This is a genomic window from Actinomyces johnsonii, assembly GCF_006546835.1.
Taxonomy (GTDB): Bacteria; Actinomycetota; Actinomycetes; order Actinomycetales; family Actinomycetaceae; genus Actinomyces; species Actinomyces johnsonii.
Map to the genome: position 1 here is coordinate 213,685 of NZ_VICB01000013.1, position 24,498 is coordinate 238,182.

Sequence of the window (24,498 nt, forward strand, 5' to 3'; positions counted from 1 at the left end):
GACGGTGGCTTTCACTCATCTTTTGACGGGAATGTCGGTGAGGCGGAAGGGGTTGTTGGGGCGGGTGGGGCGTTTGGAGGGTTCGAGGTCGAGGGTGACGGTGTCTTGCCCGGTGTCGGGCCACACCACTGTCAGGGTGGTGGCGTCGCCGTCACCGAGCTTGTTGTCGGCAGTGATCTCGCTCAGGGGGTGGTGGGCCCCTTTGGCGGTGGTGTAGTCGACCGGGTAGTAGCGTGTCTGAGCGGTCAGCAGGCTCAGCCCCGTGATCGCGCCCAGCAGCTTGGTGTCCTCTTCACCACGGGCGCTTCCGGCCAGCTGGGTCGGTTGCAGCCAGTCCGCCGGGCCGACGTCGGTGCCTCCGGGGCCGCCGGTGGCCTTGACCTCACCGACGAGGTACTTCCCACGGCGGGACACCTCCTTGAGCACGAAGGTCAGCTTGTCCTCCCCGCTGCCTCGTTTGACCGTGACTCCCTCGCTGCCCTTCGCGACCGGCCCCTCGGCCTTGGGAAGATCGCCACCGCCCTTGCCAGACGGGTCCTTGCCCACGTCGGACTTGGTTGAGGTGGACTCTGTGGGCACCAGGGTAATCTCCACGCGGCGGTTGAGCTGACGGTTCTCATCGGAGTCGTTGGGCACCCGCGGCTCGCTTTCACCCTTGCCCGAGACACTCACGCTGTAGGCCGACATGCTGGTCAGCTGCCCCAGCCGGTCGGCCACGGCCTGGGCCCTGCGGTTGGACAGGTCCTGGTTGTGAGCGTCGTCGGCGACGTCGTCGGTGTGGCCCACGATCGTGACCTGTCCACCGGGGTAGGTGGACAGCTGGTCTGCCGCTTTCTTCAGCGTGGTGTCGGCCTGGGCGCTCAGGTCGGCTGAGTCTGAGTCGAACAGGACGTCGGAGGCCAGGGTGATGGTCACCGACTTGCCCGTCACCCGGGTGTCGGAGGCTCCGTCCACTGAGGCGGTGAAAGTCTCCAGCGCCACCGGGTCCGGGCTGCTCTCGGTGTCGTAGGTATTCTCCAGCGCCTTCTTGGCCTCCTCGGACAGCTTGCCGTCGCGTACCACCGGCACGCCTTCGAACAGGCCCGACTCGGGCACCAGCACGTTGATGGTGTTGGCGTCGACCGGCTTGAACAGGGCGTGCAACGTAGCATCGGGCTCCTTGTCCGTCAGGCTTGTGCTTTGGGAGGAGGCTTTGAAGGTCTCCTGGACGGTGCCGGCATCGAGGTCCACCAATCGCACACCATCAGCACCACTAAAACGATCATTGCGGTCCCAGGCCAGGTGCACGTCGAACTTCTTGCCATCAGACGACAGGCCGCCGGAGCCGGCCTTGTCCAGGTGGGCGGCCAGGGGGACCACCATGACATCGTTGGAGACCACGGCCGGTCCCACCGTGACCTTCAAGGTCGCCCCCACGGTCGACACCGTCCGGGTCACACCCTGACCCGAACCACCCGAGGCCCCTGCAGAACCCGACGCCGAGGCCCCGGCCGAGCCCGATCCTGCGTTGCCGGACGCCGCCGAGGCACTGCCTTTCTTCCCCTTGCTCTTCCTGCCCAGACAGGCGGCCAGCACCGGAACCCCCAAAACCGACCAACCACCCACCAGCAGCGCACGCCGAGACACACGCCTCAACACCATCACTCCTCCTCCACACAACACACCAGCATCCCCAGGCCGCTCTCAGCCACAGAAACGCACTCGAACAAGACAACCATCACACTAGGACACGACCCTCCGCGGGTGTGCCCTTTAGCGTCATGTATTTTTCCGAGTGTTCTCCACCTTGCTCGCGGATACCGGCGATTCCTGAGGGCTGCCGCCGCTCATGTAGCATTCCAGCCATGTCGTCGGCGACCTCAGACAGTGATGGGCTCGTGTTCGACGGCGAGCGCATGATCATCGGGCATCGTGGTCTGAGCTCGCTCGCCCCGGAGAACACTATGGCTGCCTTCCGCTGCGCAGTGGACCACCAGGTGGGCTGGGTGGAAGCGGATGTTGACATCATCGCCGACGGAACGGTCATCATCTGCCACGACTCGACTCTGGATCGCACTACGAACCGGGCTGGCCGGTACGACGACCTGACCGTCGCCGACCTGGCGGGCATCGACGCCGGAGGTTGGTTCTCCCCCCGATTCAAGGGCGAATCGCTCCCGACCTTGCGGAACCTCATTGATCTCATGAACGCCACCGGCCTCAACGCCAATATCGAGATCAAGCCCAACGGGACCGGGCGAGAGGCGACGCTGCGTCTCATCGACGGTGTGATCGCCCAGATCGAACACCTGCGTCCCGATGCGGAGGTCATTGTCTCCTCCTTCAGTCATCTTCTGCTCCACCTGTTCAAGCAGCGCGCTCCACACGTGCCCGTGGGTTGCCTCTACAGGAGTCGCACTCTTTCAGACGACTGGAGGAGCACGCTTCAGATCGTGGGAGCCGACTACATTCACCCAGAGGACTCCGGCCTGACCCGGCAACAGGTTCAGACCTTTCGAGCCGAGGGCTACGGCGTCAACGTCTGGACCGTCAACTCGCTCGGCCGGGCCAACGAGCTCTTCAACTGGGGTGCCACCGGCATCTTCTCCGACATCGCCCATCAGATTCCTCGCTGCTGACTTCTCCGCAGTACACATCTCTGACATCATCCCTTGAAAGGACGGACCTGGTCCCATGACTGCGTCCACATCCGAGTCATCCCCTGATTCGTCTGCCGCCATCGTCTCAGAAGAGACGGGCCAGCATCTCGCCGATCTGCCCGAAGGCGCTGCCGCCCGAGGGCGTCCGGCCTTTCTGCGCAGTGACCGGGTTGGCGCGTTCCTCAGCATCGCGCTCTCCGGCCAGCTCGTGTACGCCGCCTTCGAGGCGCTCAAGGGCTCCCTCATGCTGCAGGTCTCCGACGTACTGGGGATCGGCATTGACGGCTTCGGCGCCATGATGAGCGTTATCGGTCTGGCCATGTACATGTATGTCCCGGCCGGATGGATCAACAACCGCTTCACCATCCGCTCGATCCTGGTGACGTGGTGCGCCTGGAGACTTGTCACACTGCTGGTCCTCTACCTGACACCGGGGCTGTCGTTCACGACGATGCTCGCCATCGCGTTCTCCTGGGCGGTCTGGGATGCCATCGGATGGCCGGCGGTGGTCAATGGCCTCACCTTCATCTCCCGAGACGATCGCCGCCGCGGCAGAGGCATGGTCATGGGCTTCTTCGAGGCGATCAGACGCAGCGTGGAGTTCATCCTGGCCATGATCGTCGTCGGCGGCGTCTGGGCCTTTCCTCAGCACTGGAAGGTCATCATCATCGGCTTCGCGGTCGGCTACTCCCTGTTGCTCGTCCCGCTGATCGCCTGTCTGCTCCACTTCGTGCCGAGGAACGCGATCGCCCACCAGGACAACACCTCGGCGAACGCGGCCGCCCTCCTTGGGCTACTCAAGGTCATGACTCGTCCGCGCATCTGGCTGGCCGGGCTGGCGGCCATGTGCCTGTACTGGGCCTATGTCAATCTCATCTACTCCTCAGCCCCCTACCTCAAGCTCGTCTACAACGTCTCCGACGGCGTGGCCGGACTGTTCGGGGCTGCGACCACCAGCCTCGTCGGCGCCCTTATCTGCATTCCGGCGGGGCTCGTCGCCGACTACGTCTTCAAGTCGTCAGCCGCCATGATGACGGCAGCGCTGACCGTCGTCGGGGTAAGCGCCGCAGCGGTGTACATGCTGCCGTCATCGAAGACGATGATGTGGCCCGCAATCATCCTCCTCATCGTCATGTCAGCGGGTGTCTTCATGGGCAAGTCGGTCATCCTGGCTCCGATCGCCGAGCTCGACCTGCCCGAGGAGATCAATGGTTCGGCTATGGCGGTCGCCTCGTTCCTCGCCTACGCCTCCATTATCTGGGGCAACTCGATGACCTCCGGCATCGTGGAGTCCCACCGCCACGACGCCTATGCGGGCTATCAGATCATCTTTCTCATCACCCTAGCCGTGGCGCTAGCAGGAGCCGCCTGCGCCTTCGCTCTGACCATCGTCGGACGAGGTCGCCGGCACGTCTGACTCAATCTCAATTGACTCGATGCATGACCCGGAAGGCTGTGTGAGCGCAGTCACCAGGGGTAGGGTGGGGTCATGTCACGCTACATCGAGCTCCACCCCGTGAACCCGCAGATCCGCCTGGTTGAGAAGGTCGTCGGTACCTTGCGCGACGGCGGTCTGGTCGCCTATCCCACCGACTCCGGCTACGCCCTAGCCTGCGCACCGGGGAACAAGGAGGGCCTGGACCGCATCCGCACCATCCGCCAGCTCGACGGGAAGCACAACTTCACCTTCGTGTGCGCCGACTTCGCCCAGGTGGGCCCCCTGGCCATCGTGGGCAATAACGCTTTCAGGCTCATCAAGCGCCTCACCCCGGGGCCGTGGACCTTCATCCTCAAGGGCACCAAGGACGTTCCCCGGATGACGCTCAACCCCAAGAAGCACACGCTGGGCGTGCGCATCCCAGACCACGCCATCACCCAGGCCCTCGTGGCCGAGTTCGGTGCCCCCATCCTGTCCTCCACCTTCATCCGCCCCGGCAAGGAGGAGCCGGAGACCAACGGGTGGGAGATTGAGGAGTCCCTCGGCCATCTCATCGACGTCGTCATCGAAGGGCCAGTGGGTCAGGGAGAACCGACCACCGTCGTCGACCTGACCGACGATGTTCCCGAGGTGGTGCGTCAGGGCGCAGGAGACATCAGTCTGCTCTGACCAAGCCGGGAGCCGTGACTCCCGTCGTGCTTGCCGGGTCCGCATCAACGCCGGACCCGGCAAGTAGCCGTCGCAGCCACCAGGGCGACCGCCAGTTCCAGCGGAGTCGGGGGTGGGGGAGGTTAGGGTCGTCCCATGGACCTGTTCGAGTCTGCCGGCACGGATGACGCCGGGCTCCCTGCGGATTCCCGCGCGCCCCTGGCCGTGCGGATGCGACCCCGCACGCTGGACGAGCTTCAGGGGCAGGCGCACCTGCTGACCCCCGGATCGCCTCTGCGGCGCCTTATCGAGCCATCAGAGACGACGGAGCACCCGCGCGCGGGCGCTCAGGGAAGCACCACCGCGCGACATCCGGGCGCATCCCTATCATCCGTCATCCTGTGGGGGCCTCCCGGAACCGGGAAGACGACGCTGGCCTACCTGGTGGCGCGGGGCAGCGGGCGACGATTCGTGGAGCTGTCGGCGGTAACCGCGGGCGTCAAGGATGTGCGCGCCGTCGTCACCGATGCCAGACGGCGCCTGGCGGCAGGGGAGGAAACGGTCCTGTTCATCGACGAGGTCCACCGCTTCTCCCGCTCCCAGCAGGACGCCCTCCTGCCCAGCGTGGAGAATCGGTGGGTCACACTCATCGCCGCCACCACGGAGAACCCGTCCTTCAGCGTCGTCTCGCCGCTCCTGTCCCGCTCCCTGCTCCTGACGCTCCACCCCTTGGGGGCGGACGACGTCGGGCGCCTGATCGATCGCGCCCTGACCGACGAGCGCGGCCTGGCCGGAGCTGCCCAGCTCAGCCAGGAGGCTCGCGAGCAGATCGTGCGCATGGCCGGCTCCGACGCCCGCAAGGCCCTCACCGTGCTGGAGGCCGCCGCAGGCACGGTTCTGGCGCGGGAAGCGGACGCCGACTCACTGCCCCTGATCGAGGTGGCCGACGTCGAGCAGGCCGCCGATGTGGCGGCGGTGCGCTACGACCGCACCGGCGATCAGCACTACGACGTCATCAGCGCCTTCATCAAGTCGATGCGCGGTTCCGATCCCGACGCCACCATGCACTACCTGGCACGCATGATCGCGGCCGGGGAGGACCCCCGGTATATCGCCCGACGCATCGTCATCCACGCCGCCGAGGACGTCGGTCTGGCCGATCCCGGAGTACTGTCCACTGCCGTGGCCGCGCAGCAGGCGGTCGCCATGATCGGGATGCCGGAGTCCGGCCTCATCCTGGCCGAGGCCGCGATCGCCGTGGCCACGGCCCCCAAATCCAACGCGGTCACCATGGCCCTGAGCGAGTCGCTGGCGGACGTGAACGCAGGCAAGACCTCAGCCGTGCCCGCACACCTGCGCGACGCCCACTACACCGGGGCGGAGGGACTCGGGCACGGCAAGGGTTACCGCTACCCGCATGACTTCCCGCACGCCGTCGTCGGTCAGCAGTACCTGCCCGAGGGGCTCGAGGGCAGTCGGTACTACCGCCCCAGCGGCAACGGATTCGAGAAGCAGCTGGCCTCCCGCCTCGAGGCCGTCCGACGCATCCTTGAGGAACGGTGACGATGATGGCCCCGCCCAGGATTGAAGCGGGAGCGGGACAGGGTTGAGGACCGCCTCACACCAGGCGATTTCGACATGGGTTTTCGCTGACGAGCACGCTACAGTTCTCGAGTTGTCCACATCGAAGATGATCGGCGGCGCCTACCGGTACCACCGTTCGATGACGATGCAGACCTCCTGGGGTCCCGGCCCGAACCGCGGCTGACCCCGCGCCGTCGGCACCGGCCCACGGCGTGCGACCACCAATCCGACAGGAAAGAAACACATGAGCTCTTCACGCTCCCGCCGTCAGGTGCGCCTGTCTCGCGCCCTTGGCATCCCGCTGACCCCCAAGGCCGTGCGCTACTTCGAGCGCCGTCCCTACGGTCCCGGCGAGCACGGCCGCGCCCGCCGCCGCACCGAGTCCGACTACGCCGTCCGCCTCAAGGAGAAGCAGCGCCTGCGCGCCCAGTACGGCATCCGCGAGGCTCAGCTCCAGCGCGTCTTCGAGGAGGCCCGTCGCGGCCAGGGCCTGACTGGTGAGTCTCTCGTCGAGCTGCTCGAGATGCGTCTGGACGCCCTCGTCCTGCGCTCCGGGATCGCCCGTACTATCGCCCAGGCCCGCCAGGACGTGGTCCACCGCCACATCCTCGTCGACGGCAAGGTCGTAGACCGTCCCTCCTATCGCGTCAAGCCCGGCCAGACCATCCAGGTCCGCCCGCGCTCCCAGGTGATGGTGCCCTTCCAGGTCGCCGCCGCCGGTGCCCACCGCGACGTGCTGCCCCCCGTCCCGGACTACCTCAACGTGGACCTCGAGAAGCTCTCTGCCACGCTGGTGCGCCGTCCCAAGCGCGACGAGGTTCCCGTGACCTGCGACGTGCAGATGGTCGTCGAGTACTACTCGCGCTGACGCCTGTACTTCATCTGACGCCGGGGCGCCCCGGACCCATCGGAGGTTCGGGGCGCCCCGGCGTGGGAGTAGGCTCGCCTGTAGCAATCCGACCGGCTCGCACGTCGTACGGCCACCTGGAAACCAACTGGATACCAGTCCCGCCGGTCGACCACACCACACTATCCACACGCCCCGGTGCAAGGCCCCAGCGCCGAGCGCCCGGGCACCCCTCGAACAGATGAGGACCCCATGCGCACATCCGAGATCCGCCGCCGCTGGCTCGACTACTTCGCCGCGAACGAGCACGAGATCCGTCCCTCGGTCTCTCTGGTGTCCCCCGAGCCCTCCATCCTGTTCACCGTGGCCGGCATGGTGCCCTTCATCCCCTACATCCTGGGCACGGAGGAGGCCCCCTGGCCCCGAGCCGCCTCGGTGCAGAAGTGCATCCGCACCAATGACATCGACAACGTCGGCATCACCACGCGCCACGGCACCTTCTTTCAGATGAACGGCAACTTCTCCTTCGGCGACTACTTCAAGGAGGGGGCCATCTCCTACGCCTGGGGCCTGCTGACCGGCAGTCGTGAGGAGGGTGGCTACGGCCTGGACGGGGACCGGCTGTGGATGACGATCTGGGAGGAGGACCAGGTCTCCTTCGACTACTGGACCCGCGAGATCGGGGTGCCCGCCGAGCGGATCCAACTGCTTCCCTTCAAGGACATCTCCTGGTCGACCGGGCAGCCCGGACCGGCCGGCTCCTGCTGCGAGATCCACTACGACCGCGGCCCCGCCTACGGACCCGACGGCGGCCCTGCCGTCGACACGCAGGGCGACCGCTTCCTGGAGATCTGGAACCTCGTCTTCGACGAGTTCCTGCGCGGAGAGGGCAAGGGGCACGACTTCAAGCTCCTGGGCAAGCTCGACCAGACGGCCATCGACACCGGTGCCGGCCTGGAGCGCCTCGCCTTCATCATGCAGGACAAGCCCAACATGTACGAGATCGACGAGGTCCTCCCCGTCATCAGGGCCGCCGAGGAGCTCTCCGGCAAGGCCTACGGCCGGGGCACCGCCGGCCCCGAGGCCGGTGACGCCTACCACGACGACGTGCGCATGCGGATCGTGGCCGACCACGTGCGTTCGGCGCTCATGCTCATCTCCGACGGCGTGCGCCCCGGCAACGACGGACGCGGTTACGTCCTGCGCCGACTCATCCGCCGGGCCGTTCGCTCCATGCGTCTGCTCGGTGTGGACGATGCCGCGATGCCCACCCTGCTGACCGCCTCCAAGGACGCCATGAAGGCCTCCTACCCCGAGCTGGAAACCGGCTGGCGCACCATCTCCGAGGTCGCCTACGGCGAGGAGGACGCCTTCCGGCGCACCTTGGCCGCGGGCACCACGATCCTGGACACCGCGGTGGCCGCGGCCAAGAAGAACACAGGTGGGACCGGACGCCCCCTGGTGTCCGGCAAGAGCGCCTTCGAGCTGCACGACACCTACGGATTCCCCATCGACCTCACCTTGGAGATGGCGGCCGAGCAGGGGGTCGATGTCGATGAGAGCGCCTTCCGCAGCCTCATGAATGAGCAGAAGGAACGCGCCCGGGCCGACGCGCGCGCCAAGAAGACCGGACACGCCGACATCCGCGTCTTCAGAGAGCTGGAAAAGGAGATGGGCGGCGGCTCGACTTTCCTGGGCTACACCGACTCCTCCGCCGAGGCCGTCGTCACCGGGGTGCTCGTCGACGGCGTCCCGCAGAGCGTTGTCACCGCCCCGGCGGAGGTCGAGGTCGTCCTGGACCGGACCCCCTTCTGGGCCGAGATGGGCGGCCAGCTCGCCGACCAGGGCACGATCCGACTGGCCGACGGGGGCACCGTCGAAGTCAACGACGTCCAGGCTCCCGTCAAGGGCCTGCACGTCCACCGCGGCAGCCTGACCGAGGGCACGATCGCGGTGGGGGAGAAGGCCTTCGCCCAGATCGATACGGCCCGCCGCCTGGCGATCGCGCGCGCCCACACCTCCACCCACATGGTGCACAAGGCGCTCCATGAGATCGTCTCCGACAACGCCACCCAGGCGGGCAGCGAGAACTCCCCCTCCCGCCTGCGATTCGACTTCCGCCACGGCTCGGCCCTGGTCGGTGATCAGGTGACCGGCATCGAGGAGCGGGTCAACGCCAAGCTCTCCGAGGACCTGGCCGTCACCGACGAGGTCATGGACATCGACGCCGCCCGGGCTGCGGGTGCCATGGCCCTGTTCGGGGAGAAGTACGGAAAGAAGGTGAGGGTCGTCTCCATCGGCGGTGACTGGTCCAAGGAGCTGTGCGCCGGTACCCACGTACCGACTACGGGCCATATCGGCCGCATCGCGGTTGTGGGCGAGTCCTCGATCGGCTCGGGCGTGCGCCGCATCGACGCCCTCGTCGGCGACGGCGCCTATGGCTACCAGGCCAAGGAGCACGCGCTGGTCTCCCAGCTCTCCACGTTGGTCGGGGGCCGTCCCGAGGACCTGCCCGAGCGCGTCGAGGGGCTCATGACGCGCCTGAAGGACGCCGAGAAGCGCCTGGCAGCGGCCGAGCAGGCCGCCCTGTCGGCGCGCACCGCCGGCATCGTCTCCGACGCCGCCCGCCTGGGCGAGGTCCGGCTCGCCTCGGCCAACCTCGGCTCCGTCGGCTCCGCCGACGCCGTCCGTTCTCTGGCCCTGGACGCCCGCAGCCGGCTCGGCGACTCCGAGCCCGCCGTCGTCGCCGTCGGCGCAGTCCTGAACTCGCGCCCGGTGGTGGTGGTGGCCACCAACCCCGCCGCCCGAGACAAGGGCGTTCGCGCCGGAGCACTGGTGCGCACCGCGGCCCAGATACTGGGCGGAGGCGGAGGCGGCAAGGACGACCTGGCTCAGGGAGGCGGGCAGAACCCCGACGCCCTAGACGAGGCGCTGCGCGCCGTCGCCGACCAGCTCCGGGCCTGATCCGGCGATCCGACTCCAGACTGCCGTAGCAGATCACGTGACAGACTCATCGGCTCATCCGGATGCCGGGGGACTGCGCCCCGGAGTACGACTCGCCTTCGACGTCGGGAAGGCGCGTATTGGTGTCGCGCGTTGCGATCAGGACGCGATTCTGTCGGTTCCTGTGGTAACTCTCAGGCGAGACCGTTATGGTGCTGATCTCGACGAGGCCGTTGACCTCGTCGATGAGTACGGTGCCTTCGAGGTGATCGTCGGCCTGCCCAAGCACTTGGGCGGCGGCAGCTCGAGCTCGACTAGGGACGCCCGCAGGTGGGCCCGGGACCTGGCGAGCCGTCTGCCGTCGAAGGTGTGCGTCCGGCTGGTCGATGAGCGGCTCACCACCGTCACTGCTCACCGGGAACTGCATGCGGCCGGCCTGAAGGAGAGGAGCTTTCGCGGTATCGTCGACCAAGCGGCCGCGGTCGTCATCCTTGAGCAGGCCATCACCACCGAGCGAATGTCCGGGGTGCCGGCCGGTGAGCGAGTCCACCCGATCAAGAGAGGCAGAGCGTGAGCCACGACGATTTCTTCGCCGAGCTCGGCATCCAGCGCGACGAAGATGCTGGTGACGCCACAGAGAAGCCCAAAAGCCGCAAGCAGCGGCGCATGGAGAAGGTCGAGCGCCGTCAGCGCAAGCGGCGCCGGCACGGGCTGACGAGCCTCGTCATCGTCATCACCCTCGTGGCCGTCGGCGTCCTGGGCTACAAGGCCATCGGAATCATGCGTGACGCCTCCGCCCAGGCCACTCACGCTGACGACTACCGCGGCAATGGCGAGGGCGAGGTCACGGTGACGATTCCGGAGGGGGCCTCCGGACTGGATATCGGCGACATCCTCCAGGAGAAGGGCGTCGTCGCCTCCGGCAAGGCCTTCACCAACGCGGCCAAGAACAACCCGAAGGGCAATACAATCCAGCCGGGCACCTACAAGCTCAAGAAGAAGATGTCCGCCAACGCCGCGCTACAGGCTCTGCTCGATCCCGAGACCAAGGGCGACCACACCCTGACGGTCTCAGCCGGCAACACCAAGGACATCATCAAAGACCGGCTCAAGCAGGTCAGCAACTTCACCGATGAGCAGATCGAGGCCGCCTACGCCGACACCGCCGCCATCGGCCTGCCGGCTGAGGCAGGCGGCAACGTCGAAGGCTGGCTCGCCCCGGGGACCTACGACGTCACGGAGAACGCGACTCCTACCGACCTGGTCAAGCAGATGGTCTCCCGGACCATGACCCAGCTCAGCAATCTCAAGGTTCCCAAGGAGAACTATCACGTCGTCCTGACCAAGGCCTCCATCGTCGAGCGCGAGGTCCCGCCGAAGTACTACGGGCAGGCGGCCCGGGTCATCGAGAACCGCCTGGCGCAGGTCGACGGGGAGACTCAGGGAAAGCTCCAGATGGACTCCACGGTGCTCTACGGCCTGGGGCGCAGTGGCGGGATCCCGGCACCGGAGGAGGCGACCGATCCCAATAACCAGTACAACACCTACGTGCACCCGGGGCTACCGCCCGGCCCCATCGGCAGTCCCAGCGAGGATGCCATCAAGGCCGTGCTCAACCCACCGGCCGGAAGCTGGCTCTACTTCGTGACGGTCAACCTCGACACCGGTGAGACCCTGTTCTCCTCCACGAGCGAGGAGCAGGCCGCCAACACCAAGAAGCTCAACGATTACTGCGCGAAGAACAAGGATACGTGCAACGGGGGTAAGAAGAGTGGCTGACGCGGTCGGCGCAGCGGCCCGATGGCGCTCCGCCGTCATCGGTCGGCCGGTGAACCACTCGTTGTCTCCCGTCCTGCATCGGGCCGCCTACGCAGGACTGGGCCTGAGCGATTGGCGCTACGAGCGCCGCGAGACGGCCCCCGAGGAACTGCCCGCCCTGCTTTGCGAGATGGCGGCCCCGGTGGAGGCCGAACCCGTCTGGACGGGTCTGAGTGTCACGATGCCCCACAAGCAGGCGATTCTGGCGCACCTGGACGTCGTCGATCCCCTGGCCGAGGCCGTCGGCGCGGTCAACACTGTGGTCGTCCAGCGCAGCGGCGAGGGAAAGGCGCTCCTGGCGGGTTTCAACACCGATGTCGCCGGCATCGTTGGCGCGCTCCGGGAGACCGGAGGTCCGGTGGTCAACCGCGTCCGTGCCGGTGGCGCCGTCGTTCTCGGGTCGGGCGCCACCGCCTGTTCGGCCCTGGCTGCGCTCGGCGAGCTCGGAGCAGGCCATATCACCGTCGCGGCACGCCGCCATGCCGGCCCTGGGCGGGCGCTCAGCGCCGCGCACCGCATGGGGCTGGACATCGAGGCCCTCACCTGGAAGCCGGCCGACCCGGCCTCCAATGCCGAGGTGGCGCGGCACCTGGCCGCGGCCGACGTCGTCGTCTCCACTCTCCCCGCGGGGGCGGCGGACCCCTTAGCCGCTGTTCTCGACGAGGCCGTGGGTCCCGCGGGCGGAACCCGTCCGGGAGCCGTCATGCTCGATGTTGTCTACGCTCCCTGGCCCACCCCCATCGCCGAGGCCTGGGAGCGCGGCGGGGGAGCCGTCGCCCCGGGATGGCTCATGCTCCTGCACCAGGCCGCGCCCCAGGTCCGGCTCATGACCGGACGGCAACCCGACACCGGAGTCATGCGCGCCGCGCTCCTGCCGGCCCTGGCGACGCCGTCGGCCACCAACGCCGACTGACTCGCACCCCTCCTGACGATCCGAGGAGGGACGCCGGAGACGCCATGGGCGTGTGAGAGTATCTGTCTCATGCTTCGATGGATGACGGCCGGGGAGTCCCACGGCGAGGCTTTGACCGCGGTGATGGAGGGTGTGCCCGCAGGCGTGCGGATTACCAGTGAGGACATCAGGGCAGCGCTGGCACGTAGGCGTTTGGGGCACGGGCGTGGCGCCCGCCAGTCCTTCGAGCGCGATGAGCTGCGGGTCCTTGGCGGGATCCGCCACGGCAGCACCATCGGAAGCCCGATCGCGCTGCAGATCGGCAACTCGGAATGGCCCAAGTGGTCCACGGTCATGAGCGCTGATCCCGTCGATCCTCGCGACCTGCTCATCGACGCCGGTACCGGCGACGAGCGCGAGATCGCCCGCAACCGTCCCCTGACCCGTCCTCGGCCCGGACATGCCGACCTGTCCGGCATGCTCAAGTACGATCTGGATGATGCCCGTCCGGTCCTGGAGCGGGCCTCCGCCCGTGAGACGGCCGCCCGGGTCGCGCTGGGAGCGCTGGCCGAGGCCGTCCTGGCCCAGGTCGCCGACATCGGGCTGGTCAGCCACGTCGTACGGATCGGCTCCGTCGTCCTGCCCGACGACGTTCCCCCACCGACCGCCCGGGACACCGAGCGTCTGGACACCGACCCGGTGCGCTGCACCGACTCCGCCACCAGCGCCGCCATGGTCGCCGAGATTGACGCCGCCAAGAAGGATGGGGACACGCTCGGCGGCGTCGTCGAGGTCGTTGCCACGGGTGTCCCGGTGGGGCTGGGCACCCACGTTTGTGCCGACCGCCGGCTCGACGCCCGGCTGGCGGGTGCGCTCATGGGCATTCAGGCCGTCAAGGGCGTCGAGATCGGTGACGGCTTCGCCGAGGCGGCTCGGCGCGGTTCGGCCGCGCACGACGAGATCCTCTCAGTGCGCGGTGGTGAGGTCGCACGTGCCACCAACCGTGCCGGCGGCATCGAAGGAGGTATCTCCAACGGCTCCGAGATCCGGGTGCGAGCCGCTTTCAAACCGATCTCGACGGTGCCCAGGGCCCTGCGCACCATCGACCTGACCACCGGCGAGGCCGCCACCGGGCTGCATCAGCGCTCCGACGTGTGCGCCGTCGTCCCCGGTGCGGTCATCGCCCAGGCCATGACCGCACTGGTCCTGGCCGATCTCCTGCTGGACAAGACCGGCGGCGACTCGGTGGCCGAGGCCAGGGGCAATCTTCAGGCCTACCTGACCCGACTCGCCGAGAGGACGCAGTGGTGAACCGGGTGATGAGTCGGCCGGTCAGGGCGATACTGGTGTCGACGCTGAACTCAACGGTGAGGGAGACACGATCATGACCTGGAAGCGCGTTCCGACCATCGCTCTGCGCGACGACCAGCTGCCCCTGGTACTGGTGGGACTGCCCGGCGCGGGCAAGACCACCCAGGCCCGGCTCCTGGCCCAGGCACTCGGCGTCCAGGTGACCGACACCGACGCCGAGATCCGGCGTCGCGCCCGCATGACGATCCCCGAGATTTTCGCCTCCGAGGGGGAGGAGGGCTTCCGCAAACGCGAGCACCGGGCCATGCGGGCCGTCCTGGATTCCCCGGCGGCCGCGCAGGGCGTCATCGCCCTGGGCGGGGGAGCGGTCCTATGGCCCGAGAACCGCGAACTGCTGCGCGGTCACACCGTCATCCATCTGACTGCCTCCCCGAGCACAGCCGCCAGCCACGTGGGCGACGGCACCGGGCGCCCCCTCATGGCCCCCGACGCGGACTCCGACCAGACCCGAGCCGCCCGGCAGAACAGGAAGAATCACGACGGGGTCCTGGCCCGGATGAAAGCCCTCCACGCCCAGCGCTCACCGCTGTACTCCGAGGTGGCCACCCTCACCATACCCACCGATGGGCTGAGCCCCCAGCAGGTCGCCGCCCTCATCCTCGTCGCACTCGGGGTTCAAACGCCTCAGGCGGTTGGCGTCCTGACACCCATGTTGGCGAAAAGCAACCGGACTGGGGCCCCGGAGCCCCCGCGGCCCGCAAGCTCCCAGACGGCCTCGGCATCCCCCTCCGCCACCGGGCGAACCACGACTGCGTCTCAGCTAGCCCGGATCCAGCCCTCTCCGGCAGCAGGCGACGACGACCCGCGGCGCGTAGGCGTCACCGGCGAGCACCCTTACGACGTGCTCATCGGCCACGGGCGCCTGGCCGATCTGGCAGACATCGTCCGGGACGCTCCGGGTGCGGGTGCGGGAGGAGTCGCCATCATTCACGCCAAGGTCCTGGCCGACCGCGCAGCAGACGCCGAGAAGCAACTGATCTCCCAGGGGCTGCGCGTGCTGCTGCTCGATGTACCCGACGGCGAGGCGGCCAAGAAGGCACGCGTCCTGGAGTACCTATGGGAACGACTCGGTTCCTTCCGCCTGGGGCGCGACGGGCTCGTTATCGGCCTGGGCGGTGGAGCGACGACGGATCTGGCCGGCTTCACGGCCGCCACCTGGCTGCGGGGGGTCCCGGTGGTTCAAGCGCCCACCACCCTGCTGGCCATGGTGGACGCTGCCGTCGGTGGAAAGACCGGCATCGACACTCCGGCCGGCAAGAACCTGGTGGGAGCCTTCCACCCGCCTGCCGCCGTCATCGCCGATCTGGAGACACTGTCCACCCTGCCGGCCGCCGAGCTGCGGTCCGGACTCGGCGAGGTCATCAAGTGCGGACTCATCGCCGACCCGGTCATCCTCGACCGCGTTCTGGGCGAGCCCGCCGACTGCCTGGCCTGGGACTCACCTGTCCTAGCCGACCTGGTCGCCCGTTCGATCGCGGTCAAGGCCGCTGTCGTGGGGGAGGACCTCACCGAGGCCGGTCTGCGGGAAATCCTCAACTACGGGCACACCTACGCCCACGCCATCGAGAAGGTCACCGATTACTCCTGGCGTCACGGCGAGGCCGTGGCCGTCGGTTGCGTTTTCGCCGCCGAGGTCGCCCACCGCAGCGGCAACCTGAGCAGCGACGCACTGGCACTGCACCGTCAGAGCCTCGAGGCAGTGGGCCTGCCCATCTCGTTCGCCGAGGGCCGCGGTCGGTGGGAGGAGCTCAAGGCGGCAATGATGAGTGACAAGAAGGTGCGCGGCGGCAGGCTGCGGCTTGTTCTGCTCGACGACATCGCCAGGCCCGTGAGGGTGCAGGCACCCGATGAGGACGTCCTGATCAGGGCTCACGAGACCGTCACCGACCCAGCCGGATCGGCCGGTGAGGGGACACGGGCGTGAGCCCTCACGAGCACCGGGCGCTGGTTCTCATCGGTCCTCCTGGAGCCGGATGCTCCAGCGTGGGACGCGTCCTTGGGCGCGCTGCGGGCCTGCCCGTGCTCGATCTGGCCCGCAGCGTTGCCGAGGAGTTGGGAACCAGCCCCGACCTGGCGCTCGTAGCAGTGCCGGAGGGCAAGTACCGCCGCGTCGAGGCCGACACTGCGCTTCGGCTCCTGGAACGTGCGCGGGTCGAGGGCGCCATCGTCGCCCTGGGCTCGGGATGCCTGGGAGACCCGCGGATACGCCAGCGCCTTGCAGACCTGCGGCTCGGCAACGGGCGGGTCCACCGCGTCGTGGCCCTGACCTGTACCACCCGGGTTCTGGCCACCCGCAACGGTCTCGACGCCCCCCGGTCTGTGGCCCTGGGAGCCGTCCACCACCAGTTCGTCCAGATGCTCCATGAGCGCTGGACCCGGTGCCGGGAGTTGGCCGACGTCGTTGTCGACACCACCTCGACCACCCCCGATGAGGCCGGGGAGCAAATCATCGAAGCCGTGAGGTCCGGTTCTTCCCGAAACTCGTGACGGGCGTGACACTCCTGTCGCGAGGAGAGTGTCGAGCACCGCGGTAAAATCGGCGCGTCCTAGACGCAACGCAACAGTGAGGAAACCCTCGTGGCAACGACGAACGACCTGAAGAACGGTATGGTGCTCAACCTCGAGGGCCAGCTGTGGCAGGTAGTGGAGTTCCAGCACGTCAAGCCCGGCAAGGGCCCCGCCTTCGTGCGAACCAAGATCAAGAACGTCCTGTCCGGCAAGACCGTGGATAAGACCTTCAACGCGGGCCTCAAGGTCGAGACCGCTACAGTCGACCGACGCGACATGCAGTACCTTTACAAGGACGGCGACGACTACGTGTTCATGGACACTAAGTCTTACGAGCAGACCTATGTCCCGGCGGCCACCGTCGGGGATACTGCTACCTTCATGCTGGAGAACCAGGACGTCATCGTGGCCTTCCACGAGGACTCCGTTCTGTTCGTCGAGCTCCCGGCCTCCGTGGTCCTGACGATCTCCCACACTGAACCGGGCCTTCAGGGTGACCGCTCCAGCGCAGGCACCAAGCCCGCCACCGTCGAGACCGGTGCCGAAATCCAGGTTCCGCTGTTCCTCAACACCGGAGACAAGGTAAAGGTCGACACTCGTTCCGGCTCCTACATCTCCCGCGTCACCGACTGATGGCAGAGCACTCCGAGGAGGGCTCATCCGGCTCGAGCCCAGCATCGCGTCACCCGGTCACCGCCCGCACCAAGGCACGTCGGCGTGCGATCGAGATCCTCTTCGAGGCCGACCAACGCGGAATGCTGGCCACCGACGCCGCCGAGGAGCTTCGCTCCTTCGCGCAGCTGCGGGCCGTCAGCTCGGCCAACCACACCGAGGCCCCCGCCTACACCCGGGAGATACTGAGCGGTGTGTGCGATCACCTGGCTGACGTCGATGAGACGATCCAGACCTACGCCCAGGGCTGGACGCTGGGCCGCATGCCGGCCGTCGACCGCGCCATCGCTCGGGTCGCCACCTGGGAGATCGTCTATAACGATGAGGTGGATGCGCCCGTCGCAGTGGATGAGGCCATGACGCTCAGTCGAATGCTCTCCACCGACGAGTCACCCAGGTACCTCGGGGGGCTGCTGGGGCGTATCGGCGACCTCGCGGACACGTTGCGCTAAAGCCATCGTTCTCCGGGCTCGCGGCATGGGGTGTTGTTCCCATGCCGCGAGTTATGTTCGGACGAGTGTTCTGCCCTAACCTGGGTTGAGCCCATCCGTTGATGCCGGAGCAACCTGTGAATCATTTTCCTTCCCAACGCCCCAGCAATTGGCCCGGACCCGTCTTCATCGGGACGCGACGACGCGTCGCGAATCGCCGGACGGAAATTTCATCCGGAGTTGTCGGGATCATCACCTCAATCGCTCGGATGGCGATAATGATAACGCTCCGGAAGCCAAGGGGGTTGATCTCAGCATCGCTGACAACCAGTGCCGTACTAGGAGTTGTTCCCCTTCTCACTCTGATCGACATAGTTTACTTGAAGGATATCGGGAGAATCTTCATCGAATCCTGGGAGCCGACATTCTGGGTCTATGCGATATCTATTTTCTTGCTGCTTGCCGCGCATGTTCTTCTGGCAAAATTCAAGGCGCTCAATGCAGCTGGAGGCGCGTGCGATGTCTCGGTGGGAATGGCATGATCGATCAGTACCGGTCCCGCACCTCTGACGAAGGCTGGGATGGCAGGTCGACCACTCTCCCGATGGTCGGTCGCTCGATCTCACCTTTCGTTGCCACGCAACATCAGCCCGATCCGCGCGCAGAGCTTCAGAGTCGTCGAGTCAGAACGCGGAGCGACGGTACATTCGGAGCCGCATTGGCTCTAATTGACGCAGCGCTTCAGGCGATTATGTTAGGTTTTCTATATGTCGATGGCCTGCACGGCTTCGTCGTAATGCTGTGGATCATGGCGCTAGCTTTGTGCCCGATCATCACAGTGGTTCTGTGGTTGGCGAGCCTTTCTTTTTCGACACGATTCTGCTCGATGGCATATGGTAAATACTATTACCTGCGCTCGGGGTGGGTGGAAGCGAGGGCTACATCGTCCGCACTCGTTGTCGCGAACCTATTTCATGTGGTTCCGGTTGCGGTCACGTATTCATTCCTGTTCCGAGACGAAACGAAGAGAGTGATGTCTCTTAGCCTGGCATGGGCCATTGGCCTCATCGTGATAGATGTCATTCTCCTGCTCAGGATTCGTGATCTTAATCCACTGTCCTCGTCAACAGCAGGAGAATATGTCGCATGAGCGCGATTCCGGGCAACGCCAGTTATGAGCTGTTGACCGGACGCCGTCCCCTCGACCCGCGGGACCTGCTCCTCGGGAACCGACCGCAGTCGAGAGGACGGCGAACCAGCTACTGGCTCATTGCACGGACAACGATGTAGTCGATGTCCACCTGGGCCTGCGTGAAACCCTCATGGTTCAGCCTCCCCCGGTGGATGCTGCCGGTGTGCGTGGTCAGGCAGATGTGGTATGGCGCGCCTGCGCCGAAGCAGGTGTCAAACTCCTGCGGGGAGTCCGAGCGCCGCACCTCATGATACGGTTGGCCGTCGAAGAAGAACCGGATGCTCTCGGGGGTCTTCTCCATCCCGTAGGTGTGCCATGCGGTGAGATCGGGTTTCGGCGAGACCCCCAGGTTGCTTCCCTTGCCCCCGGCTTGACCGTAGTGGACGGTCGACTCGGCGATGCCCGTGGCGCTCCCACCGCCGTAGGTCTCGACGACATCGATCTCGCCCCCGTTCTTGCCATCGTCGGCCCGCAGCCAGATCCCGGCGAACAGGCCCTGATGGGACTGGGGGAAACGAGCCCTGGTCTCCAGGGATCCGTAAACGAAGGAGAAGAGGCCCTCCGTAGTGACGAAGGCCTGGTTCACATAGCGGATCGTCTCCTCTTTGTCGAAGCGGTTCTGGAACCCTTTCAGGGGCGTCGCCCGCTTGCGCCAGAGAAGATGCCCTACGCCGTCGCTGACGCTGTGGGTGTCATGGGTGAAGACCCCCCAGTCGTAACTCGCGCATGTTTCGGGTTCGGAACGGTTGTCCCGCCAGCGGCTTGGGGAGAAATCGGACCCTTGGGAGAACTGTTCATCGAAGATGGGAGAGCCGAAGTCATGGGCCGAATCGTCCGCAATGGCGGGGGATTGGGGAAGCAGACCGGCAGCGGCCAGGCCGGTCCCGGCACCGAGGCCGGTGATGATCGAACGTCGGGTAGGGAGAGTCATATCGTTCCTTGCTTGAGAAGAAGTCACTGACGCAGCAGTAACGCCGGTCCTTGTCCAGCCTGACGGAATCGTTCAGTTCTCAACTGAGCTCAGATGGATCCGGCACTCACTTCTCAAGCTCTCGATATGCGTCGACGATCCCGTACTCGGCGCCCGACGGCGCCACGGCATTGTGCCAAGAGTATGACATTGTTACGGATATTCTGTAGACGGGGAGCATTCCCCGACGGGGTCCGTACCAGGTGACATGTCGGTCCGGTACGCGTTGCCGTGATATTCGTCTCGGAGAGAAGCGCCGTTCTGCCGTGCGGAGCCCGCTGCGGCGACGTAAACTCACGGGCGACCAACATCCTTTAAGTCCGTCCGGAGAGGCGGGGAAGGAGGCCTGCAATGGCCGAACGTTCGTCAGGCGCTTCCGGCGCACCATCCCTGGGCAAGGAGATCCTCGGTCCCCCCGAGATAGCACGCTCCCTGTTCCGTATCGCGCACGAGATTCTGGAGCGCAACCGCGGAACCCAGGACGTCGTCGTCCTGGGGATCCCCAGCGGAGGAGTACCCCTCGCGCACAGACTCGTCGAGGCGCTCGCCGTCGCCTCGGCAGAGGGGATGCGGCGGAGCGAGCAGACGGAGCAGTGGGATACCGCGAGCACTGGAGTCCCGGTCGGGACGCTGGACATCACCATGTATCGCGACGATCTGGGACGCCACCCCATCCGTGTGCCCCGCCCCACCAAGATCCCGCAGTGCGGCATCGACGGCAAGACAGTCATCCTCGTGGACGATGTCCTCTATTCCGGGCGCACCATTCGGGCTGCCCTCGACGCTCTGGGCGCCATTGGCCGTCCCCGTGCCGTACAGCTGGCCACTCTCGTGGACCGTGGCCACCGGGAACTGCCCATCCGCGCAGACTATGTGGGCAAGAACTTGCCGACCTCCCGTACCGAGAAGGTCGTGGTCTCTCTGACCGAGCTCGGCGCCTCCACCGACGCCGTCACCATCGTTCCCGCAGACGTCCCCACTGAGCGTTCGAGCGAGCGCGCCGACCAGGAGGCCACCCGATGAAGCACCTGCTCTCCGCCAAGGACCTGACCCACGACGAGGCGGTCATGGTCCTGGACACTGCTGAGGCCATGGCCGCCACTCAGAGCCAGGCGGTCAAGAAGCTGCCCACCCTGCGCGGCAAGACCGTCGTCAACCTCTTCTTCGAGGACTCCACCCGGACCCGACTGTCCTTCGAGGCAGCCGCCAAGCGTCTGAGCGCCGACGTCATCAACTTCTCCGCCAAGGGCTCCTCGCTGTCCAAGGGGGAGTCCCTCAAGGACACCGCCCAGACGATCATGGCCATGGGGGCGGATGCCGTCGTCGTGCGCCACTCGGCCTGCGGCGCCGCGCACCTGCTGGCCCACGCCGGTTGGATCAACGTGCCCGTTCTCAACGCGGGTGACGGCACCCATCAACACCCCACCCAGGCCCTCCTGGACGCCATGACCCTGCGCCGGTGGTACGCCCCGGGAGCACCCGCCACGGCGGAAGGCGATCCCGCGCCCCGAGGACGCGACCTGGAGGGGGCCCGCGTCATTATCGTCGGAGACGTCCTGCACTCCCGGGTGGCCCGTTCCAATGTGGACCTCATGACGGCTCTCGGCGCCCAGGTCACCCTCGTGGCCCCTCCAACGCTGCTGCCGATCGGCATGGAGAACTGGCCCTGCGAGGTCTCCTACAACCTTGACGAGGCGATCGAGGAGGTCCGCCCCGATGCCGTCATGATGCTGCGCGTCCAGCGCGAGCGCATGAGTGCCGCCGGCGGCGGCTTCTTCCCGAGCCCTGCCGAGTATTCCAACGTCTACGGCCTCAACTCCGCCCGGCGCCGGGCCATGCCGGAGCATGCCATCGTCATGCACCCCGGCCCCATGAATCGCGGTCTCGAGATCACCGCCGAGGCCGCCGACGACCCCCGCTCACGCATCATCGAGCAGGTCGGCAACGGCGTCTCCGTGCGCATGGCCGCCCTCTACCTCCTCCTCGCTGACGAAGGGAACCAGCTGTGACCTCCCACCTTCTGACCGGTGTCCGCCCCTACGGCGAGGACCCGACCGACATCCTCATCACCGATACCGTCATTACCGCCATCGGCCCCGACGCCGCTGCGAAGGCCCCTGCCGACGCCGTGCGCCACGCCCTGAACGGTCTCATCGCCCTGCCCGGGCTCGTTGACATTCACACCCATCTGCGTGAACCCGGCGGGGAATCCGCCGAAACCGTCTACACCGGTACCCGCGCCGCGGCGGTAGGCGGTTACACCGCCGTCTTCGCGATGGCCAATACCACTCCTGTGCAGGACACCGCCGGCGTCGTCGAGCAGGTCCTGCGGCTGGGGCGCGAGGCCGGCTGGGTCGACGTCCACCCCGTGGGCGCCGTGTCCGCCGGTTTGGCCGGAGAGCACCTGTCCGACATGGGGGCGATGGCCACTTCGGCTGCCCGAGTGCGCGTCTTCTCCGACGACGGCAAGTGCGTCTCCGATCCCGTCCTCATGCGCCGGGCCCTTGAGTACGTCAAGTCCTTCGACGGCGTCATCGCCCAGCATGCCCAGGATCCCCGTCTCACCGAAGGCTCCCAGATGCACGAGGGAGCCGTCTCAGCCGAGCTGGGTCTGCGCGGATGGCCGGCCGTGGCCGAGGAGTCGATCATCGCCCGCGATGTGCTGCTCGCCCAGCACGTCGGCTCGCGTCTGCACGTGTGCCACCTGTCCACCGCAGGCAGCGTCGACATCATCCGCTGGGCCAAGGCCCGAGGCATCAACATCACCGCCGAGGTCACCCCGCACCACCTCCTGCTGACCGATGAGATGGCCCGCACCTACTCGCCCCTGTACAAGGTCAATCCTCCGCTGCGCACGGCCGAGGACGTCGAGGCCGTCCGCCAGGCCCTGGCCGACGGCACGATCGATGTCGTGGGAACCGACCACGCCCCCCACCCGCTGGAGGACAAGGACTGCGAGTGGCAGGCCGGGGCCTTCGGCATGACGGGACTGGAGACGGCTCTGAGCGTTCTGATCGAGACGATGGTGAGCACCGGCCGTATGACCTGGCGCGACATCGCCCGGACCATGTCCTCGGCACCGGCCCGCATCGGGCGTCTGAGCGATCAGGGGCGCGAGCTCGAGGCCGGTGCCCCGGCCAACATCACGGTGGTCGACCCCGAGGTGCGGCGCACCGTCGACGGCGCCGCCCAGTGGACCAGCTCCACCAACACCCCCTACGCGGGCATGGAGCTGCCGGGACAGGTCATGGCCACCTTCCTCCACGGCCGCCCCACCGTCCTGGACGGGGCTCCTGCCGAGGCTCCGGCCGGCTCGACCAATGCCTGAATCAACCCGCCGCCCAGCCGCCCTCCTCGTCCTGGAGGACGGCTGGGCCCTTCGGGGCCGCAGCTACGGGGCTCAAGGACGCACCATCGGTGAGATCGTCTTCTCCACTGGGATGACCGGGTACCAGGAGACACTGACCGACCCCTCCTACCACCGCCAGATCGTGGTGCAGACGGCACCGCACATCGGCAACACCGGGGTCAACGACGAAGACGCCGAGTCCGACCGTATCTGGGTAGCCGGCTACGTCGTGCGCGAACCGGCCCGGCGGGCCTCCAGCTGGCGCGCCCGCCGGGAGCTGGAGGACGACCTGCAGGCCGCCGGCATCGTCGGAATCTGCGAGGTCGACACCCGGGCGCTGACCCGGCACCTGCGCGAGGCCGGCGCCATGCGCGGCGGCATCTTCTCCGGGGATGCCCTGCCGGCCGGCGCTACCGACCCCGGCGGCCCCAGCCGGGCCTGTATCGACATCTGCCTGGAGGCCGTGCGCAGCGAGCCGCCCATGACCGGCCGCGCGCTGGCCGCGGAAGTGACGACTCCCTCGGGCTACGTCGTCGAACCCAGCGGGCCGGCCGAGGGGAGCGAGCCGATCGCCGTGCTGGCCGCCATCGACCTGGGCATCAAGTCGCGCACCCCGTGGCAGCTCGCCGAACGCGGTGTACGCGTCCACGTCCTGCCCCAGTCCACGACCCTCTCCGAGATCCTCGCCCTCAGGCCCGACGGTGTCCTGTTCTCCAACGGTCCTGGAGACCCGGGGACCGCGGATGCCGAGATCGAGCTCCTGCGCGGTGTGCTCGACGCGCGCATCCCCTTCTTCGGCATCTGCCTGGGCAACCAGCTCCTGGGACGGGCACTGGGCTACGGCACCTACAAGCTGGCCTACGGGCACCGAGGCGTCAACCAGCCCGTCCTGGACCGCGCCACCGGCAAGGTGGAGATCACGGCCCACAACCACGGCTTCGCCGTCGACGCGCCCATTGACGCCCCCTCCGTGGCCCCCTTCGACAACGGTCGCTACGGCCGGGTGGAGGTCTCCCATCTGGGACTCAACGACAGCGTCGTCGAAGGTCTACGGGCGCTGGACTTGCCGGCCTTCTCCGTGCAGTACCACCCCGAGGCCGCCGCCGGCCCCCACGACGCCGAACACCTCTTCGACCGATTCATCCGCCTCATGCGTGAACACCGCCGGGGCCAGGACCGCGAGGACAAGAACTGAC

Annotated in this window: 22 protein-coding genes; 20 read left to right on the plus strand and 2 right to left on the minus strand. The window is 67.1% G+C overall.

Annotated features, from left to right (window positions below; all coding sequences use genetic code 11):
- Positions 1 to 15: 15 nt before the first annotated feature.
- On the minus strand, positions 16 to 1,641 hold the full coding sequence (locus tag FK256_RS09190) for an OmpA family protein (RefSeq protein WP_141424545.1): 1,626 nt from the start codon (positions 1,639 to 1,641) through the stop codon (positions 16 to 18).
- Positions 1,642 to 1,844: 203 nt separating this feature from the next.
- Between FK256_RS09190 and FK256_RS09195 the strand changes: the two genes are divergently transcribed.
- From FK256_RS09195 to FK256_RS09270, 16 genes are all read left to right on the plus strand, one after another.
- Positions 1,845 to 2,618 carry a glycerophosphoryl diester phosphodiesterase gene (locus FK256_RS09195; RefSeq protein WP_141424546.1) on the plus strand — a complete coding sequence of 258 codons (774 nt, stop codon included), beginning with the start codon at positions 1,845 to 1,847 and terminating at the stop codon, positions 2,616 to 2,618.
- 55 nt (positions 2,619 to 2,673) lie between these two features.
- Positions 2,674 to 4,056, plus strand: coding sequence for an MFS transporter (locus FK256_RS09200; RefSeq protein WP_141424547.1), 1,383 nt, complete (start codon positions 2,674 to 2,676; stop codon positions 4,054 to 4,056).
- Positions 4,057 to 4,128: 72 nt separating this feature from the next.
- A complete protein-coding gene (locus tag FK256_RS09205) occupies positions 4,129 to 4,746 on the plus strand; it encodes an L-threonylcarbamoyladenylate synthase (protein WP_009233025.1) in 618 nt (205 codons plus the stop codon).
- Between the two features lie 135 nt (positions 4,747 to 4,881).
- Positions 4,882 to 6,288, plus strand: coding sequence for a replication-associated recombination protein A (locus tag FK256_RS09210; protein WP_141424548.1), 1,407 nt, complete (start codon positions 4,882 to 4,884; stop codon positions 6,286 to 6,288).
- A gap of 265 nt (positions 6,289 to 6,553) precedes the next feature.
- Positions 6,554 to 7,177 (plus strand): 30S ribosomal protein S4, encoded by a 624-nt coding sequence (gene rpsD / locus FK256_RS09215; protein ID WP_003782217.1) that lies wholly within the window; start codon positions 6,554 to 6,556, stop codon positions 7,175 to 7,177.
- A gap of 231 nt (positions 7,178 to 7,408) precedes the next feature.
- A complete protein-coding gene (alaS, locus tag FK256_RS09220) occupies positions 7,409 to 10,120 on the plus strand; it encodes an alanine--tRNA ligase (protein WP_141424549.1) in 2,712 nt (903 codons plus the stop codon).
- Between the two features lie 37 nt (positions 10,121 to 10,157).
- Positions 10,158 to 10,673 carry a Holliday junction resolvase RuvX gene (gene ruvX / locus FK256_RS09225; RefSeq protein ID WP_141424550.1) on the plus strand — a complete coding sequence of 172 codons (516 nt, stop codon included), beginning with the start codon at positions 10,158 to 10,160 and terminating at the stop codon, positions 10,671 to 10,673.
- A complete protein-coding gene (mltG, locus tag FK256_RS09230) occupies positions 10,670 to 11,878 on the plus strand; it encodes an endolytic transglycosylase MltG (protein WP_141424551.1) in 1,209 nt (402 codons plus the stop codon). Before ruvX ends, mltG begins: the two co-directional genes overlap by 4 nt.
- Positions 11,871 to 12,830: a shikimate dehydrogenase gene (locus FK256_RS09235; protein WP_141424552.1), complete on the plus strand. Its 960-nt coding sequence runs from the start codon at positions 11,871 to 11,873 to the stop codon at positions 12,828 to 12,830. Before mltG ends, FK256_RS09235 begins: the two co-directional genes overlap by 8 nt.
- Before the next feature lie 69 nt (positions 12,831 to 12,899).
- Positions 12,900 to 14,120: a chorismate synthase gene (gene aroC, locus FK256_RS09240; protein WP_141424553.1), complete on the plus strand. Its 1,221-nt coding sequence runs from the start codon at positions 12,900 to 12,902 to the stop codon at positions 14,118 to 14,120.
- 73 nt (positions 14,121 to 14,193) lie between these two features.
- The gene (gene aroB, locus FK256_RS09245; protein WP_141424554.1) at positions 14,194 to 16,104 is read left to right on the plus strand and encodes a 3-dehydroquinate synthase; all 1,911 of its coding nucleotides are present in this window, start codon (positions 14,194 to 14,196) and stop codon (positions 16,102 to 16,104) included.
- Complete coding sequence (locus FK256_RS09250) at positions 16,101 to 16,667, plus strand: shikimate kinase (protein WP_141424555.1); 567 nt, start codon at positions 16,101 to 16,103, stop codon at positions 16,665 to 16,667. The genes aroB and FK256_RS09250 overlap by 4 nt, the downstream gene beginning before the upstream one ends.
- A 90-nt stretch (positions 16,668 to 16,757) precedes the next feature.
- Positions 16,758 to 17,321 (plus strand): elongation factor P, encoded by a 564-nt coding sequence (gene efp / locus FK256_RS09255; protein WP_034473066.1) that lies wholly within the window; start codon positions 16,758 to 16,760, stop codon positions 17,319 to 17,321.
- Positions 17,321 to 17,812 (plus strand): transcription antitermination factor NusB, encoded by a 492-nt coding sequence (gene nusB, locus FK256_RS09260; protein WP_009233015.1) that lies wholly within the window; start codon positions 17,321 to 17,323, stop codon positions 17,810 to 17,812. The genes efp and nusB overlap by 1 nt, the downstream gene beginning before the upstream one ends.
- Positions 17,813 to 18,060: 248 nt before the next feature.
- Complete coding sequence (locus FK256_RS09265; protein WP_141424556.1) at positions 18,061 to 18,333, plus strand: hypothetical protein; 273 nt, start codon at positions 18,061 to 18,063, stop codon at positions 18,331 to 18,333.
- Complete coding sequence (locus FK256_RS09270) at positions 18,330 to 18,941, plus strand: hypothetical protein (RefSeq protein ID WP_141424557.1); 612 nt, start codon at positions 18,330 to 18,332, stop codon at positions 18,939 to 18,941. The genes FK256_RS09265 and FK256_RS09270 overlap by 4 nt, the downstream gene beginning before the upstream one ends.
- A gap of 109 nt (positions 18,942 to 19,050) precedes the next feature.
- Here the strand turns inward: FK256_RS09270 and FK256_RS09275 are convergent, their stop codons facing one another.
- Positions 19,051 to 19,914: a glycoside hydrolase family 16 protein gene (locus FK256_RS09275; RefSeq protein ID WP_021607821.1), complete on the minus strand. Its 864-nt coding sequence runs from the start codon at positions 19,912 to 19,914 to the stop codon at positions 19,051 to 19,053.
- Positions 19,915 to 20,304: 390 nt separating this feature from the next.
- Between FK256_RS09275 and pyrR the strand changes: the two genes are divergently transcribed.
- The 4 genes from pyrR to carA are packed head-to-tail and all read left to right on the plus strand — an operon-like array spanning position 20,305 to position 24,497.
- Positions 20,305 to 20,976, plus strand: coding sequence for a bifunctional pyr operon transcriptional regulator/uracil phosphoribosyltransferase PyrR (pyrR, locus tag FK256_RS09280; RefSeq protein WP_009233010.1), 672 nt, complete (start codon positions 20,305 to 20,307; stop codon positions 20,974 to 20,976).
- Positions 20,973 to 21,962 (plus strand): aspartate carbamoyltransferase catalytic subunit, encoded by a 990-nt coding sequence (locus tag FK256_RS09285; protein ID WP_009233009.1) that lies wholly within the window; start codon positions 20,973 to 20,975, stop codon positions 21,960 to 21,962. Before pyrR ends, FK256_RS09285 begins: the two co-directional genes overlap by 4 nt.
- A complete protein-coding gene (locus FK256_RS09290; RefSeq protein ID WP_141424558.1) occupies positions 21,959 to 23,281 on the plus strand; it encodes a dihydroorotase in 1,323 nt (440 codons plus the stop codon). The genes FK256_RS09285 and FK256_RS09290 overlap by 4 nt, the downstream gene beginning before the upstream one ends.
- The gene (gene carA, locus FK256_RS09295; RefSeq protein ID WP_141424559.1) at positions 23,274 to 24,497 is read left to right on the plus strand and encodes a glutamine-hydrolyzing carbamoyl-phosphate synthase small subunit; all 1,224 of its coding nucleotides are present in this window, start codon (positions 23,274 to 23,276) and stop codon (positions 24,495 to 24,497) included. Before FK256_RS09290 ends, carA begins: the two co-directional genes overlap by 8 nt.
- Position 24,498: the final 1 nt, after the last annotated feature.

Excerpts from the sequence above, each read along its gene's own strand:
- FK256_RS09270 (WP_141424557.1), top strand. The coding sequence starts at position 18,330 with ATGATCGATCAGTACCGGTCCCGCACCTCTGACGAAGGCTGGGATGGC.
- FK256_RS09205 (WP_009233025.1), top strand. The coding sequence starts at position 4,129 with ATGTCACGCTACATCGAGCTCCACCCCGTGAACCCGCAGATCCGCCTG.
- nusB (WP_009233015.1), top strand. The coding sequence starts at position 17,321 with ATGGCAGAGCACTCCGAGGAGGGCTCATCCGGCTCGAGCCCAGCATCG.
- pyrR (WP_009233010.1), top strand. The coding sequence starts at position 20,305 with ATGGCCGAACGTTCGTCAGGCGCTTCCGGCGCACCATCCCTGGGCAAG.
- aroC (WP_141424553.1), top strand. The coding sequence starts at position 12,900 with ATGCTTCGATGGATGACGGCCGGGGAGTCCCACGGCGAGGCTTTGACC.
- FK256_RS09210 (WP_141424548.1), top strand. The coding sequence starts at position 4,882 with ATGGACCTGTTCGAGTCTGCCGGCACGGATGACGCCGGGCTCCCTGCG.
- FK256_RS09285 (WP_009233009.1), top strand. The coding sequence starts at position 20,973 with ATGAAGCACCTGCTCTCCGCCAAGGACCTGACCCACGACGAGGCGGTC.
- rpsD (WP_003782217.1), top strand. The coding sequence starts at position 6,554 with ATGAGCTCTTCACGCTCCCGCCGTCAGGTGCGCCTGTCTCGCGCCCTT.
- FK256_RS09200 (WP_141424547.1), top strand. The coding sequence starts at position 2,674 with ATGACTGCGTCCACATCCGAGTCATCCCCTGATTCGTCTGCCGCCATC.
- FK256_RS09195 (WP_141424546.1), top strand. The coding sequence starts at position 1,845 with ATGTCGTCGGCGACCTCAGACAGTGATGGGCTCGTGTTCGACGGCGAG.
- FK256_RS09265 (WP_141424556.1), top strand. The coding sequence starts at position 18,061 with ATGGCGATAATGATAACGCTCCGGAAGCCAAGGGGGTTGATCTCAGCA.
- aroB (WP_141424554.1), top strand. The coding sequence starts at position 14,194 with ATGACCTGGAAGCGCGTTCCGACCATCGCTCTGCGCGACGACCAGCTG.
- alaS (WP_141424549.1), top strand. The coding sequence starts at position 7,409 with ATGCGCACATCCGAGATCCGCCGCCGCTGGCTCGACTACTTCGCCGCG.
- FK256_RS09275 (WP_021607821.1), bottom strand. The coding sequence starts at position 19,914 with ATGACTCTCCCTACCCGACGTTCGATCATCACCGGCCTCGGTGCCGGG.
- FK256_RS09190 (WP_141424545.1), bottom strand. The coding sequence starts at position 1,641 with ATGGTGTTGAGGCGTGTGTCTCGGCGTGCGCTGCTGGTGGGTGGTTGG.
- carA (WP_141424559.1), top strand. The coding sequence starts at position 23,274 with ATGCCTGAATCAACCCGCCGCCCAGCCGCCCTCCTCGTCCTGGAGGAC.